Below are 14,752 nucleotides of genomic sequence, written 5' to 3'. Positions count from 1 at the left end.
CGGACCACAGAGGTCCGGGCATTTTCATGAAATCAATAGATTATCTCTACACCTGCTCTCTCCAGCGCGGCATAGACCGCACTCGGCGGTGGCTGATCTGTAATGACAAGATCGATGCTTGAGGTCGGCAGGATGGAAAACTTGTCCGAGCGTTGCAGAGCCGTATGGCTGGCAAGGACGACAAATTTTCTCGTCTGACGCCGCACAACCTGCGCCAATTGCAAATGGCGATCTGAAGGCCCCAACAGACCACGCTCCACATCAAAGCCGCTTGCGCCCATAAAGGCGATATCAAAAACGCGACGTGAGATAATCTCCATAGCTTCAAAGCCGAACGAAGCGCGGGAATGCTTGTCGAACTGCCCGCCACAAAGCGTGAGGTCCGTCTGACCACCCATAGCGAGAACGATCATGATATCGACCATCAAAGAAGTAGCGATGATTGGCGGTTCATGACGTGCTTCCCAAGCCGTCGCCAATGCGGTGGAACCGCCGCTGAAAAACACCGACATTCCCGGTTTAAGCATTCCATGAGCAAGCCGCGCGATGCGCTCTTTGGCTTCGCGGTCTGCCCCGATACGCAGGTCGATATGCGGCAGCCCTTTCGCCGTTACTGCTCGTGCGCCGCCATGGACGCGCATCGCCTGCCCCTTTTCCTCCAGCGAAGCGAGATCACGCCTTATCGTTTCTTCTGAAACCGAAAACATATCGGCCAGTTCTGCGCAGGTAGCGTCACCAAGTCTGATGAGACGATCACGAATCCGGTCCTGCCGGTCCGAGGGGCGGATAGGTCGTTGTGCCATTCTGTGGCCCTGTCATTGTTGCGCTGCGACTGGCCTACAGGGCTTATCTCACAGGAATACGACAAAGTTTCACGCAAATGGTCATTAAACGGTCAGTTATCGCAAAATCCGGACGAAACCCACAATTCGCATGTCATTCATGCCCGATAGTTTGTGCCCAAATCGGACACAGGAGTGACGGACATGGTAGAACTTTCAAGGCGCAGTTTTCTGACGGCCTCCGCTGCATTGGCAGCCACAAGTACCTTTGGCATTTCTTCGGCTTTTTCCGCCGATGCCAAAATTGAAATCTCCAGCATCTGGGGGCCAGACAAACCGTTTCAGAAAGTCGTTGATGCTTTCAATGCGCTGAAGACCGGCGTTACCGTCACCAACCGTTTCGATGGTGATTACGAAACAGCGACTGCCAAGGCACTCGCCGGTATCGCGGCGGGCAAGCCGCCAGCAATCATGGTGACAGGCTGGAAGTTCGGATATTTCGCACGTCGCACCCTTGGCGCACGCGATCTCAACGAAATCGATGCAGCAAAGGCGAAGGCCATCATCGCGAACTTCGTTCCTTCGCTTATGCCGCTGGTCACCATCGACGACGCCGTGATCGGCCTGCCATGGGCAATGTCCACGCCGATCACTTTCATCAACAGCGCTCTTTGGGCGGAAGCCGGTCTTGATCCAAACCTTCCGGATTATCCGGATACAGATTGGCTCTATAAGGCTGCGCGCACGCTCGATGAAAAGCTCAAAGGCAAACACGCGACCTACCGTTCGGCACTGGCTCTTTCCAACAATGAATGGACCAGCCAGTCCTTCATCCAGAATGCGGGCGGATACATCATCGACCCTTCAGGCAAGCTTGCACTGAACAGCGACGAGGCCGCAAAAGGCATGGAGCTTTTCTGCCAGCCAGCCCATCAGGGCCTCTGGACACCCGTCAGCGGCAAAGAACAGGATGCCGCTTTTGAAGCTGGCGCGCTTGCGATCTGCACCACAAGCTCGACACGCGCTGCCAGCTTCCCGTTTGGCAATGCCAAAGCGATCACCGCTCGCTTCCCTGGCATTCCGGGCCATGCCCGAAACATGAACAGCGGCGGAAATTTCCTCGCTGTTTATGCAAAGAACGACGAACAGGCCAAGGCTTCGCTTGCGTTCCTTGAATTCTGCGCCTCGCCTGAAGGACAGAAGATCTGGTCGGAAGTTGGCTATCTCAACACATCCGTTCACGATATTCCGCTCATCAACGACTTCATGAAACCCGCTGCGGGTCAGCTTACCGATGGTTTGACTGCCGAAACCATCTGGCCGGGCAAGCGCGGTCTTGAAGGCCAGAACATCTGGCGCAAATGGGTTTCACGCATGTTGACGAAAGAGACAGATATCAAAACCGGTCTCAAATCGGCTCACGACGAACTTGCAACCGTGCTGGTGGATGCCTGACGCGAAATGTCGAAACCTCTGTTTGCAAAACTGGCTCCGTGGATTTTCGCGGGGCCAGCCGTCCTTTCCGTGATTGTTTTCCTTTATGGCCCGATTGTAGCCTCGGCGGTTCTGTCGGTTGTCGACTGGAACCTGCTTTCAACCGATGTCAGCTTCGTTGGGCTCGACAATTACAAAAGCATATTTGCCGATGCTGATTTCCGGCTCGCAGCCTGGAACACGGTGCTTTACTGCATCATTCTGGTTCCAGCACAGATCATTCTGCCGCTCATCATCGCGGTGATGATCCATGCTGTGCAGGGCTCTAAACTCGAACGCTTCTATCGCGGGGCTTTCTTCCTGCCGACCATATTGGCCTATTCGGTCGCTGGCGTGACCTGGTCGTGGTTGCTCAATCCCGTCAACGGGCTTTTCAATGAAGTTCTCGTCTGGTTTGGTTTGCCGACATCAATGTGGCACATGGACCCCGATCTTGCGCTTCTGTCTGTTTCGGTCGTCACCTTCTGGAAGAGCTTTGGCCTCAACATGCTTTTGTGGATCGCAGCCCTTGCCAATGTTCCGCAATCCTTGCGCGAGGCATCACGGCTGGATGGCGCTGGCGCATGGCGGCGCTTCTTCACCATTGAGCTGCCGCTGATTACCCCGACCGCGTTTTTCATTTCGGTCACAACGGTATTTTCGGTGCTCGACGATATTGTGGGCGTTGTTGACGTTCTAACGGGTGGCGGACCAGCGGGCCGAAGCTCCAATCTTCTCTACTTCCTCTGGCAACAGGGCTTGCAGTTCTTCCAATTCGGCAGAGCAAGTGCCGTCGCCATGGTCATCATTGTTGCGGTTCTTCTCATCACATGTGCGCAGTTCCGCTTCGGCGAAAAGCGGGTGCATTACCAATGACCGCCAATTCTTTCAGCGCCACACTGCAGCGTGGCACACTTCACATTCTTCTCATCGTCCTGTCACTTATCACGCTGTTTCCATTGCTATGGATGGTAACATCTGCGTTCACGCCGAACGCGCTGATTGCGCAAAAGGCGCTGCGGTTCTGGCCCGAAGAGATCACCCTGTCGAATTTCCAGCTTGCGGCGGATCGTTATCCGATCTGGTTGTGGTTGTTTAATTCCGTCATCACCTCGGGTGCCATCACACTGGGCAAGCTCATCATCAGTCTTCCAGCGGGCTATGCCTTTGCCCGAATGGAATTTCGCGGCAAACATTTCCTGTTCTGGGTGGTGATTGCCACCATGTCCTTTCCGACGGTTCTCGCGATCATTCCCACCTATATCGCGGTGGTGAAGATACAGGCCTTCGATACCTATTGGGCCATGATCATCCCTTCGATCCCCTATATCGGCTTTTACGTCTTCTATTTCAGACAGTCGTTCCGCTCGCTTCCTGACGAAATGTTTGAAGCAGCGCGCATCGATGGTTGCGGTATCTGGAAACAGTTCAAGGATGTGGCCATACCCAACGTGCTGCCAGCCATTGCAGCCCTTTCCGTGATTTCTTTCATGGGTGCCTGGAACATCTATCTTTGGGGGCAGCTTGTACTGGAAGATACTGGCCGAAAGACACTCACCACGGGCATTGCCATGTTTGCTGATGTGGACGGCGCTGAAACCCCATGGGGACCACTGATGGCGACCAGCCTTCTCTCCGTATTGCCCGTACTCGGCATGTTTCTTCTGGCGCAACGTTACATCGTTGAAGCATTCTCTGCTGGCACAGGAGAGAAATAATGGCGCGTGTTCTGGTAATCGCACATCTCAACCATGATCGGATCTGGGAGCTGGACGGGCCGCTGAAGTCCGGCTCACGCATTTCGTGGGGAAAGCGTGAGACAAGGCTCGGTGGCGGTGGGTATTTCACCGGCTCACCATTTCTGGCGCTGGGGCATGAGGTGGCGCTGGTCAGCTCGCTTGGCAATGATGCGCTTGCTGAAACAGCCCACTCTGAGCTCTCAGAACTCGGCTTCGACATGCAGCATGTTTGCAAGCGAGATAGCGGCACTCACATCACGGATATTCTGCTTGAGCCTTCAGGCGAACGCACGATTTTAACACCGAGCCAGGGGCCGATGCGATTGTTCCGGCTTGATGGCGATGTCAAAGCCGATGCTGCCTATATCAATTGCTTCAACCCAGATGCGACGATCCTGAGAGCGCTCGATTCAATAGGTTTGGTGGCGTCTCAGTTTCCCTTGTCTGAAACCTCCGTGCCGCGACCAGCGGATTTGATGATTGGCTCAAAAGGCGATTTTCCAGAGCTTGATGACGATGCGCTCTGGCGCAAAGCCCACCATTTTTGTGGTCCCCGCCTGAAGCATCTCGTCATGACCGACGGTGCGCGCTCCATCACCATTCATGATGGCAAACAGGCACGCATTGTCACGCCCACAAAACGCGCGGTTGTTAAAAACACGATCGGCGCGGGCGATCATTTCAGCGCCAATCTCGTATCCGCGCTGCTTGCGGGAGCAGCGATTGAAGATGCTGCGCGCAATGCCAGCAAAGCAACCGCCGATTGGTTGGAACAGCGGGATCAGGAAAAGTATTAAGCGCTTTGGTCCTGTGTTGAAATCTCAAATTTGAAGATGCAAAGCGCATGACATTTTGCTTTGCGGAAATGGAGAAAAATGGCCGGTATCATCATGAAGGACCTCAAGAAGGTCTATGCTGGTGGAGTGGAAGCCGTGAAAGGCGTATCCATCGATATCCGTGCAGGTGAATTTATCGTTCTGGTGGGTCCGTCAGGCTGCGGAAAATCAACGCTGCTGCGTATGGTCGCTGGTCTTGAAGACATTTCAGGTGGTGAAGTCAGCATCGGCGGGCGCATCGTCAACGACGTTGAACCTGCTGATCGCGACATCGCAATGGTGTTCCAGAACTATGCGCTCTATCCGCATATGAGCGTTTATAACAACATGGCCTATGGCTTGCGTAACCGCAAAACGCCAAAAGCCGAAATCGAGGCGCGGGTTGCAGAAGCAGCACGTATGCTTGAAATCGAGCCCTATCTTGATCGCAAACCGAAAGCATTGTCGGGCGGTCAGCGCCAGCGCGTTGCCATGGGGCGCGCAATCGTGCGCAAGCCTTCCGTGTTCCTTTTTGACGAACCACTATCCAATCTTGATGCCAAATTGCGCGTTACCATGCGCGGTGAAATCAAGCGATTGCAAAGACGGCTGGGCACGACCTCGCTCTATGTAACGCATGACCAGCTCGAAGCCATGACCCTCGCGCATCGTCTTGTCGTGTTGAACAAGGGCAGTATCGAGCAGATCGGAACCCCGCTTGAGGTTTATCACAATCCAGCCTCCACTTTTGTCGCGAGCTTTATCGGCTCACCAGCCATGAACCTCCTCAATGCCCGGCTCGACGGCAACCGTCTGATGATCGATGAAGCTGTTCTGCAACTTTCAGGCAGTCTTCCCTCATCCGGTCCGCTAACAGTGGGGATCAGACCGGAGGATCTCGTTTTGGCGCAGAACGGTGTGAATGCACTTAGTTTCACACTCGATCATGTCGAAGAACTCGGCGCCCAGCGCCTCGTTCATGGTATGGTTGGTGAGCAGCGGATAACTGCAGCCTTTCCGCCTCACATCCCGATCAGCGATCATATGCAATTGACGGCAGCCACCGATAAGCTGCATTTTTTCAGCGCAGACACCGGCAAGCGGTTGGTTACAGCCCCAAGTCCGGTTGTTTCGCAGAGAACATCAGGCCTGTCGCTCGTCTGACGTCAGATGTGCAAACAGGCTCCTTGCCAGAGGCGTTAACGTCGTCTCATCTCGCACACAGACTGCCAGCTGGCGTGTTGCCCAACTGTCGGAAAGCTTGATGATCGCTATCGAAGAAGATCGCCGGAAACGCCGCGCCGCCGTTTCCGGTATGATGGCAACGCCCACGCCCTCGCCCGCCATCTGGCAGATACCCTCAAAGGTCCGCAATCTGATACGTGTTTTAAGCCGCAGGCCGATTTTTAGAGCCTGTGCATCGACGTGATCCTGTAACGCGCCTGTACCGAGCGCGATAAAGTGCTGGTCGAGCAATTCGTCGAGCCGGACGCTGTTGCGTAGGGCGAGCGGATGATCCCGCGCGCTAACCAGCACCAGCCGATCAATGGCAAAGGGTTGCAGATGCAATCCGCTGGTATCGACGGCATCGGACAGAATACCGATTTCAGCAAAACCTCCGGCGATACTTCTGGCAATTTGAATGCTCTGGCGCTCTTTCAGGTCGATATCGGCCTGAGGGTTGCGTGCGAGCCAGGGAGCAAGTCGCGCCGGAAGAAACTCCGTCATCGCAGCAGTGTTGGCCAGAACGCGGATTGTCCCGCGCAGGCCTTTTGCATATTCGCCAAGCTCGCCCCGCATCTGCGCGATCTGATGCAGGATCGCGCGCGCATGATGGACCAGCGCATCGCCAGCTTCAGTCGTCGTGATGCCGCGTCGTCCACGTTCAAGCAACATCACTTCGCTGAGCGTTTCCATATCACGAAGCCTCTCACTGGCTGCCGCCAGAGAAAGGCCGACATCGGCGGCACCATGGGTGATACTTCCAGCATCTACCACAGCAAGAAACAAACGAAGATCAGTCAGGTCAAAGCGCATAAGGCAAGACTATCGCATAATCAGGCTTCGGACCAGCCGAAGCCATGTTGCGGAACTTCCACATTGTTCCAGTGCCTGAGATGGTCCATGCAAAGCCATGTTTGATTTATCAACGACACTGATATTGACGATTGCAGCCACGTTCTTTGCTGCCGGTATTGTCAAAGGCATCACCGGCATGGGCTTGCCGACACTGGCAATGGGCGTGCTGGGCAGCCTCATCTCACCACTGGCAGCGGCAAGCCTGCTGCTGGTGCCGTCTTTCACGACCAATGTCTGGCAGATGATTGCCGGACCAAATTCGGTCGCGCTGGTCAGACGGTTATGGCCGATGATGCTCGCAATCATTGTCGGCACAATGCTCGGTGTTTCCTGGCTGACGAAGGGTGATACCACTATCACGACCGGTACACTGGGTGCCTGTCTCAGCCTGTATGCAGCCTTCACACTGCTGGCACATCCCTTCAAGGTCCCTCAGAAGCTTGAGACCTGGTTGTCACCGGTCGTGGGCGCGATCACAGGCTTTATTGCCGGAGCGACTGGCGTGTTTGTGATTCCGGCAGTACCGTATCTGCAAGCACTTGGACTTGAAAAAGACGAACTCGTTCAAGCGCTCGGCCTGTCCTTCACCATATCGACAATCGCTTTGGCTTTAGGGCTCGGGGTTCAAGGAGCGCTGGTTTTTGATCAACTCGCGATCTCCACCATGGCGATTGTTCCGGCACTCGCTGGAATGTGGGCCGGACAAGTCATTCGCAGGAAAATCAGTCCCGTCATGTTCAGACGCGGCTTTCTGATCTGTCTGCTGCTGCTTGGTTTGGAAATGTTGCTGCGGCCACTTTTTTAGATCATGAACGCAAAGCAGATGCCGGGCTCATGCGCAGCGTCATCAACGCCGGAACCAGTGAAACCACTGCTGCAACAGCAATAAAGCCAATAGCAAGCCAGACATCGCTCATCGCAAATTCCACCGGCATCCTGACTGCTGTTGTTGCTGTGAGCCATGATGTGATGGCCCGCGCTGCCGCATAGCCGATTGCCAGCCCAAGAAAGATTCCAAGCAGCAGCAGGAAAAACAACTCGCCCCAGACAATCGCCATGATGGAGCGAACCGGCGTACCAAGCGCCCGCAGCGCACCGATCTGACGTTTTCGCGCGCCGATATGCATGACCGCAACCAGCAACAAGGCGAAAACCACAATCACCTGCGTAGCAATGGCGATCCCAAGCAGCAGGCTGCGGGCATCACCCAATGTTGAGTAGAGCCTTGTGAGAACTTCTGCCGGGAAGATCGCCAATGTGCGATCAGAACGATATTCCTGCCGCAACCGATAGGCATCCGCAATGGTCTTTGGCTTTACAAGAATAGCCGGAACACCGGGGCTATCGGCATCGAAAGCCTCGTCAAGCGGCGCATTGACGTCGATTTCGTGATCATGATCATGCGGCTTTTCATTGATAAGCACACCAAATCCGTTACCCGGCTTTTCAGCATGGTCGTCATGCTCGTGCTCTTCATGAGCTTCCATGCCATGCAGCTGCCAGACCGTGCGAATGGGAACCAGAATGGACCGATCCCATGCAGTGCCGGTCGGATCCATTTTGCCAGCTACATGATAGCTGATCTCGGTATGTGCATGTCCGCCGGTTTCAACCGTACCATGCATTGGATTGACTTTAGCCCCGACAGCTAGATCGACTGCCGAACCGATAATTGCCTCGCCCAGACGTGCGAACATCGTGCCTTCGGCGAGCTGTGGTGACAGGGCGGAAACAAGCTCGGTTGTCGTGCCGACAATGGGAAAGCCCATCGCGCTATCGCCAAAGCCTATGGGTGCTGCGAAGGCCACACGCTTGTCATTGGCAAGTTTTTCCAGCATCGCACCCGACATCAGCGGCAGAGGCGATGGCTGCAAAAAGACCGACGAAAGTGTGAGCTGCGTGTCACTTCCTGCAGCACCGATCACAAGGTCAAACTTGTCAGATGCCCGCGCTGTGCCAAGCCGCACAGCCCGTTCCTGCAAGGTTACGACTGAACTTAATGCAACTGACAAAGCCAGCAGAACGATGATGGCGACGGCACCACTCCAGAAACGGCGCAGATCGGCAAGAATGAATGCGATCATGACAATTCCATCTCCGCGCTGTCGCTTGCAATTTTTCCACCTTCAAGGCGAATGCGGCGCTGCAAATATTGCATCAGCTGCGGATCATGCGTGACGACCACCAATGTCGCCTTTCCTTCGGTCGCAAGCCGCACCAGAAGCTCGGCAACATCGGCACCGGTTTTCTGATCAAGACTTGCAGTCGGTTCATCGGCCACGATCACGCCGGGCTTAGAAAGAAGCGCACGCGCGATAGCAACGCGCTGCATCTCACCGCGCGACAGCGTTTCGATATGTTGGTCCGGGCGGGTTATTCCGACTGTTTGAAGCAATTGAAGCGCGCGTGCGCGATCATCAGCCTTCACCCCAAAACTCAGTTTGAGCGGCAATAGCACATTGGACAGTGCGGAAAGGCCGGGAAACAAGTGAAAATCCTGCATCACCAGACCGATGTTGCGCGCACGAAACGCATCGCGCCTGAAAGAAGACAGGCTGCTGATTGCCGTTTCGCCCCAAACTACTTTGCCGGCTTTCACAGGTTCGAGACCCGTTATAGCGTTGACCAGCGTGCTTTTCCCCGAGCCGGAGGCACCGGTAATTGCCAGATGACCACCAGCAACCAGATTAAACTTTTCAATGGAAAGCACAGGGAGAGCCAACCCCGGAAAGCGCACTTCCAGATCGGCAATATCGAGCGACAGGCCCGATGGCTTGGCAAGCATCATCATCAGACCGTTTTGAAAGAAGCATTACGCAGGCGAAGCTGGCTGACGAAGCCCGTTTCAGGGTCTGTCCATGAACCATATTCCAGCGTGCCGCGCGTAAGGATCGGTGCATTGAACTGCACGAATGTCTGTTTGGATGCCAGATAAACGACCATGATATTGTCGGGCCAATCGGAATCTGACGAGCAGAACGGGCAGATCGACATCGGAATTTCGGTCAAAACGAAGAAATTGGCTTCAGCCTTGAGTGGCGGTGCCATGAACCCGCTGATTGCCACTTCCTTGCCGGAAGCACTCTTGACCTGATCGGAAAACTCCAGACCCAGCACGCCAAAACTTATATACAGATTGTCAAAGCCAAGCTGCTCTGCGGCTTGTGCCCTGTTTGCAATCCACATCAAAGGCGCAGTTGCCAATGCACCAAGCATGAGTTGCCTGCGATTGAAATGCTGTCCTGCGCGCATTTTGTGCTCCTGATGGAAAAGTGGACAGGCGAGAAACCCGCCTGCCCTTAATCAAACGAAGATTACTCAGACTTTGCCTTGCCGAGCGCAAAAGCGTCAGCGAGCACGCGATAAACATCGCTCTGTTCCATATAGCCGCGAAGACCTTCGGAACCCGGACCCGTTGCCTGCAGAACAACGTCATCGACCGCGTGAACGCCGGTGTCATCTTCCTTAGGGATGTTGCCCTGAACGAAGACGGCACCCGGAACGTCCTTGTAAGCCTCATTGGCTACATATTCGCCCTTTTCGTTCTTAACGGCCGGTACGAAAGCGCCATCCATCTTTGGACGGAAGGTTTCGTAATGGTCCGGGCCGTTATTGGCGGCGAGGAACAGACGACGCGAAACATCGATGCGATCCGGATAACCGTCGCCATTGGTGTCTTCGTAATTCGGGAATCCGGCGGCATCATAGGTGCCAACCTTTTCGCGCATTTCTTCGCCTGGCTTTTCATCATCAACTGTGCCAATGATGGCAACGCCATGGGTATGATCGCCGGTGACGATAATCATCGTGTCCGGGTTCTTTTCGGCAAATTCGCGGGCAACGCCAACGGCCTTGTCGAACTCGATAGTTTCGACCAGCGCGCGATCCCAATCGAGCGGATGGCTCATCTTATCAACCGATGCGCCTTCAACCATCAGGAAGAAGCCTTCCGGGTTCTTGGAGAGCTTTTCGAGAGCAGTCTTGGTCATTTCCACCAGACCCGGCTGGTTCGGGAACTTGTCAACCGTGCCTTTCTTGAGGAACTCGCGATCAAGCGTCACGTCCATATTGCCGGTATGGAAAAGACCGAGCAGCTTGTCCTGATTGGATGTGCCTGATGCAGCAAGCTCGTCCTTACTTGTGACCAGCGCGTAGCCTGCATCCTTGAACAGCTGGATATAGTCCTTGTCGTCCTTGCGCTTGGAGCCCGGAACGTCTTTTGCAAGGAAGTAAGCGGAACCGCCGCCCAAAAGAACATCCGGCTTCACATCATAGATCATGCCGACAATATCAGCCTTATCGGAACGCTTACGCGTATGAGAGACCAGCGCTGCAGGTGTTGCATCCTGAAGCTCCGAGGTCGAGACGATACCGATCGACTTGCCGGTTTCGCGGCGCATTGCTTCGGCAATTGTTTCGACCTTCGGGTCGTCCTGGCTGTCAGGCGTGCGGTCGGCATAAACGCCGAGTGCATTCACGCGTGACTTGTGGCCGGTCATGTAAGCCGACATGGTGTTGGCGCTGTCGGTCGCAATCGAATGGGTCGAAGAGGTGCCGATGAAAGCAACTGGCGGGATGTCATCCATAGCAAGACGGCCATTGGCCTTACCTTCGCTCATGCCCTTGGACATGATGCGCGCACCGGTGCGGTGGGCAACCGAAAGACCATCAGCAATCAGGAAGATGATGTTCTTGGCCTTGGCTTCATTGCCGGTCGAGTAAACATCCCAGTTGACCGACTTTGTTTCATCGCCAGCAGAGACTTCAACCTTGTAATCGCCGGCCTTGCCGATTTTCAGACCGCGCAGAATAAGGGCAGAACCCAGAACCTTGTCTTCAGCGCCTTTTTCTTCAGCAGTGAATTCGGCCTTGCTGCCAAATACAGCTTCGTAGTCCTGGCCATTGACGGTAACTTTCACGTCCTCTGGCTTGACGACCTTATCGAACTCAACCTTGAAATCGAACGGCGAGTTGACAAGGATTGTCGCCCGGTCAATCGGATAGACGGTTGCAGCATCGGCTGCCGTCGTCAACATAGTTGCAGAGGCGAGATCAAGAAGCAGTTTGCGCATATCAGAAATCCCCACTGTGTAATGTGTGCGAGGCTCAAATAAGAAAATTAGATGACACTGGTATAACAGCCAGCTGTTTTATTCGTAAATTTTAGTTTGCCGGCTATTTTGATCGCTCGACAATTTTAAGCGTGCGTTTCATGCTGAAGTTTCATGCCTCCTTTCATGTCAGTGTAAAAAACGTCGGCTATTTGTCTGCGGATCAATCAGACTGGTGACATTATGATACGCAACACGCTCTCGATCATTCCTTTGGCTGCACTTCTGTTCGGCACAGCGATGCCTGTCTTTGCACAAGACCAGACCCCTGCTCTGATTGGTGAGTTTGTTCTGCCGACCGGGCTGAAACTCAATGGCATTGAATTTGGCGGCATTTCCGGCCTTGATTATGATCCGGCCCAGAATGTCTATTATGCGATTTCCGATGACCGGTCGGAGAAGGCTCCTGCCCGATTCTATAAGCTCAAGCTCGATATTGATGGAGCTGGCATTCATGGGTTGGATATTCTGGAAACGAATACCCTGCTTGATCCAGAGGGAAAGCCTTTCGCAATCAAGGATGTCGATGCGGAAAGCATCCGCTTTAATCCGGCGAGCCAGACGCTTTACTGGTCCAGCGAAGGCGATCGCACAGGAAAGCCGTCTGTCCGTGCAATGAAACTCGACGGCACTTTTGTTCGCGAGTTCAAACTGCCGGAAGCCTATCTGCCGGATGAAAATAAAACACGCGGCACCCGAAACAACCTGGCTTTTGAAGGTCTTGCCATCACTGCGGACGGTAAGACGCTTCTGGCTGGCACAGAAAACGCGCTGGCTCAGGATGGTGACATTGTCACACTCGAACAGGGCAGCAAATCGCGTATTATCTCGTTCGATATTGCGACAGGTGAGGCAACCGCCGAGCATGTCTATGAAACCGATCCCATTTTTGCAAAGGCAACGCTTCCACCTTTCTGGAACGATAATGGATTGAGCGAACTTGTAACGGACGGCCCGAACCTTCTCACGGTCGAACGAAGCTACGCTCACGGTGTGGGCAACCGCATCAGCATTTATCGCGCATCCTTCGATGGTGCGACTGATGTGAACGGCAAATCATCGCTTGAGGGGATCGCCGCAACACCGCTCAGGAAGGAACTGCTTCTGCGTCTCGATGAAGGTACGTTCGGTCTCGATATCGACAATATCGAATCCATCACTTGGGGCCCGGAAATTGATGGTGCCAAAACGCTGGTGATTGCATCCGACAATAATTTCAATGCCGGTCAGTTCACGCAGTTCGTGGCAATCAGAATTCCATAGGACCTGTCATCAAACCTTTATCGTGATGATAACCACGCGTCACAGGGCACCTTTAAGGACCATTGCGTTTGTTTCCGCAATTTGAGGGGTTCCCTATGCGCCTTGGCTATCTTCTTGCTTCCATTGCAACAATTGCTATGACATCTTCGGCAATGGCTGAAGAGACATTTACCGCAAAACTGGCAGGTCATGCCTATCTGCCAGCTCTGACTCTGATTACACCGCCTGCAGATGCTCCCCGTGATGCATGGGTTTCCGGCAAGTTCACCGGCAAGACCCGCAACGACAAGCCGATGACCGTCATGGGTGATGTCGGCAAGGCCTATGGCAGCCACACCACCGGCATCTCCCTTCCCTTCATCGGCCAGCCTGTGCAGGGCATGTCGGGCTTTGCGATGAACCGTGCAGCCGATGGTAGCATCTTTACCCTGACCGACAACGGTTTCGGCACCAAGGCAAACAGCCCCGATGCGCTTTTGTTCTTCCATCGCATGAAGCCAGATTTCGAAACCGGCAAGGTTGAGCGCGTGGAATCGGTATTCCTGCGCGACCCCGATAAGAAGGTGCCATTCCGTATCGCTTATGAAGGCACCGATGGTCGTTACCTGACCGGTGCTGATTTCGATCCGGAAAGCATTCAGTATCTCAATGACGAGATCTGGATCGGTGACGAGTTCGGCCCATACATCATTCGCGCTGGTCTCGATGGCCGTGTGAAAGCCGTCTACCCAACCATGCTCGATGGCAAGCAGCTGATGGGTCCGGATACACCGGGCATCGTGGTGCCTGCGGTTGCCGGCAAGGATTATCGCGTTCAGCGTTCGGGCGGTTATGAAGGCATGGCGCTACAGCCAAAGACCAATCAGCTCTGGGCCATGCTTGAAAAGCCGCTTTCTGACGAGAACGGCAAGCCGGAAGGCGATTTCCTGCGTGTGATTACTTTCGACACCGACAAGGGTGAATGGACCGGCAACAGCTACCGCTTCCGCCTCGCTGAAGGTGCGACTGCTATCGGCGACTTCAACTTCATCGACGACACCCGTGCGCTGGTCATCGAGCGTGACAATGGTGAAGGCGATCCGAGCCTTGAGTGCAAGACCGATGACCTTTCGGCCTGCTATCCGTTGCCAGCCAAGGTCAAGAACATCGTTCTCGTCGATACATCCAAGATCGATGCAGACGGCTATATCCACCGCATCGGCCATATCAATCTGATGGACATTCAGGACCCGGACAACAAGGCGATCCTGAAGACCGCAGCAGCACGCGACCTCAAGGGCAAGTTCACCTTCCCGTTCTTCACCATCGAAGACGTAATGCGCGTTGATGACACGCATATCCTGATCGCCAACGACAACAACCTGCCATTCTCAGGTGGTCGTCAGATCGGCGAAGCTGCGAACAACGAGTTTATCCTGCTCGAAGTCGCAGATTTTCTGAACGCCAAATAATCGCGCCGAATTGATCCTACTTTAAAATCGCTGACGGGC

The 14,752-nt window shown here is 54.3% G+C and carries 14 protein-coding genes; 8 read left to right on the top strand and 6 right to left on the bottom strand.

The window, feature by feature from the left end:
• Positions 1-32 precede the first annotated feature (32 nt).
• The gene (locus ACSME1_RS13860; RefSeq protein ID WP_084486640.1) at positions 33-803 is read right to left on the bottom strand and encodes a DeoR/GlpR family DNA-binding transcription regulator; all 771 of its coding nucleotides are present in this window, start codon (positions 801-803) and stop codon (positions 33-35) included.
• Positions 804-986: 183 nt separating this feature from the next.
• Here ACSME1_RS13860 and ACSME1_RS13855 point away from each other — a divergent pair, with 183 nt between their 5' ends.
• The 5 genes from ACSME1_RS13855 to ACSME1_RS13835 all read left to right on the top strand — a co-directional run bounded on the left by ACSME1_RS13855 (position 987) and on the right by ACSME1_RS13835 (position 5,973).
• Complete coding sequence (locus ACSME1_RS13855; protein ID WP_024895637.1) at positions 987-2,237, top strand: extracellular solute-binding protein; 1,251 nt, start codon at positions 987-989, stop codon at positions 2,235-2,237.
• A 6-nt stretch (positions 2,238-2,243) separates the two neighbouring features.
• Positions 2,244-3,131 carry a carbohydrate ABC transporter permease gene (locus ACSME1_RS13850; RefSeq protein WP_024895638.1) on the top strand — a complete coding sequence of 296 codons (888 nt, stop codon included), beginning with the start codon at positions 2,244-2,246 and terminating at the stop codon, positions 3,129-3,131.
• On the top strand, positions 3,128-3,973 hold the full coding sequence (locus ACSME1_RS13845) for a carbohydrate ABC transporter permease (RefSeq protein WP_435655408.1): 846 nt from the start codon (positions 3,128-3,130) through the stop codon (positions 3,971-3,973). The genes ACSME1_RS13850 and ACSME1_RS13845 overlap by 4 nt, the downstream gene beginning before the upstream one ends.
• Positions 3,973-4,791, top strand: coding sequence for a PfkB family carbohydrate kinase (locus ACSME1_RS13840; RefSeq protein ID WP_024895640.1), 819 nt, complete (start codon positions 3,973-3,975; stop codon positions 4,789-4,791). Before ACSME1_RS13845 ends, ACSME1_RS13840 begins: the two co-directional genes overlap by 1 nt.
• Before the next feature lie 78 nt (positions 4,792-4,869).
• Positions 4,870-5,973: a sn-glycerol-3-phosphate import ATP-binding protein UgpC gene (locus ACSME1_RS13835; protein ID WP_024895641.1), complete on the top strand. Its 1,104-nt coding sequence runs from the start codon at positions 4,870-4,872 to the stop codon at positions 5,971-5,973.
• Here the strand turns inward: ACSME1_RS13835 and ACSME1_RS13830 are convergent.
• Complete coding sequence (locus ACSME1_RS13830; protein ID WP_024895642.1) at positions 5,953-6,846, bottom strand: LysR family transcriptional regulator; 894 nt, start codon at positions 6,844-6,846, stop codon at positions 5,953-5,955. The genes ACSME1_RS13835 and ACSME1_RS13830 overlap by 21 nt on opposite strands.
• A 97-nt stretch (positions 6,847-6,943) precedes the next feature.
• Between ACSME1_RS13830 and ACSME1_RS13825 the strand changes: the two genes are divergently transcribed.
• Entirely contained in the window at positions 6,944-7,693 is a 750-nt protein-coding gene (locus tag ACSME1_RS13825; protein ID WP_024895643.1) for a sulfite exporter TauE/SafE family protein, read from the top strand.
• 1 nt (position 7,694) lies between these two features.
• On the opposite strand, the gene ACSME1_RS13820 is transcribed toward ACSME1_RS13825, so the two are convergent.
• The 4 genes from ACSME1_RS13820 to ACSME1_RS13805 form a co-directional block, all read right to left on the bottom strand.
• Positions 7,695-8,972, bottom strand: a complete 1,278-nt coding sequence (locus ACSME1_RS13820; protein WP_435655407.1) for an ABC transporter permease — start codon at positions 8,970-8,972, stop codon at positions 7,695-7,697.
• Positions 8,969-9,679, bottom strand: coding sequence for an ABC transporter ATP-binding protein (locus ACSME1_RS13815; protein ID WP_051514702.1), 711 nt, complete (start codon positions 9,677-9,679; stop codon positions 8,969-8,971). The genes ACSME1_RS13820 and ACSME1_RS13815 overlap by 4 nt, the downstream gene beginning before the upstream one ends.
• Entirely contained in the window at positions 9,679-10,140 is a 462-nt protein-coding gene (locus tag ACSME1_RS13810; RefSeq protein WP_024895646.1) for a hypothetical protein, read from the bottom strand. Before ACSME1_RS13810 ends, ACSME1_RS13815 begins: the two co-directional genes overlap by 1 nt.
• Positions 10,141-10,202: 62 nt before the next feature.
• Positions 10,203-11,960 (bottom strand): alkaline phosphatase, encoded by a 1,758-nt coding sequence (locus ACSME1_RS13805; RefSeq protein WP_435655406.1) that lies wholly within the window; start codon positions 11,958-11,960, stop codon positions 10,203-10,205.
• Between the two features lie 222 nt (positions 11,961-12,182).
• Here ACSME1_RS13805 and ACSME1_RS13800 point away from each other — a divergent pair, with 222 nt between their 5' ends.
• Positions 12,183-13,262: an esterase-like activity of phytase family protein gene (locus ACSME1_RS13800; protein WP_024895648.1), complete on the top strand. Its 1,080-nt coding sequence runs from the start codon at positions 12,183-12,185 to the stop codon at positions 13,260-13,262.
• A gap of 95 nt (positions 13,263-13,357) precedes the next feature.
• Entirely contained in the window at positions 13,358-14,713 is a 1,356-nt protein-coding gene (locus ACSME1_RS13795; protein ID WP_024895649.1) for an esterase-like activity of phytase family protein, read from the top strand.
• Positions 14,714-14,752: the final 39 nt, after the last annotated feature.

It is taken from the genome of Brucella pituitosa, assembly GCF_965577835.1.
GTDB lineage: Bacteria > Pseudomonadota > Alphaproteobacteria > Rhizobiales > Rhizobiaceae > Brucella > Brucella pituitosa.
Note: the sequence above shows the minus strand (reverse complement) of the source record. Positions and strands in the feature narration are given on the sequence as shown.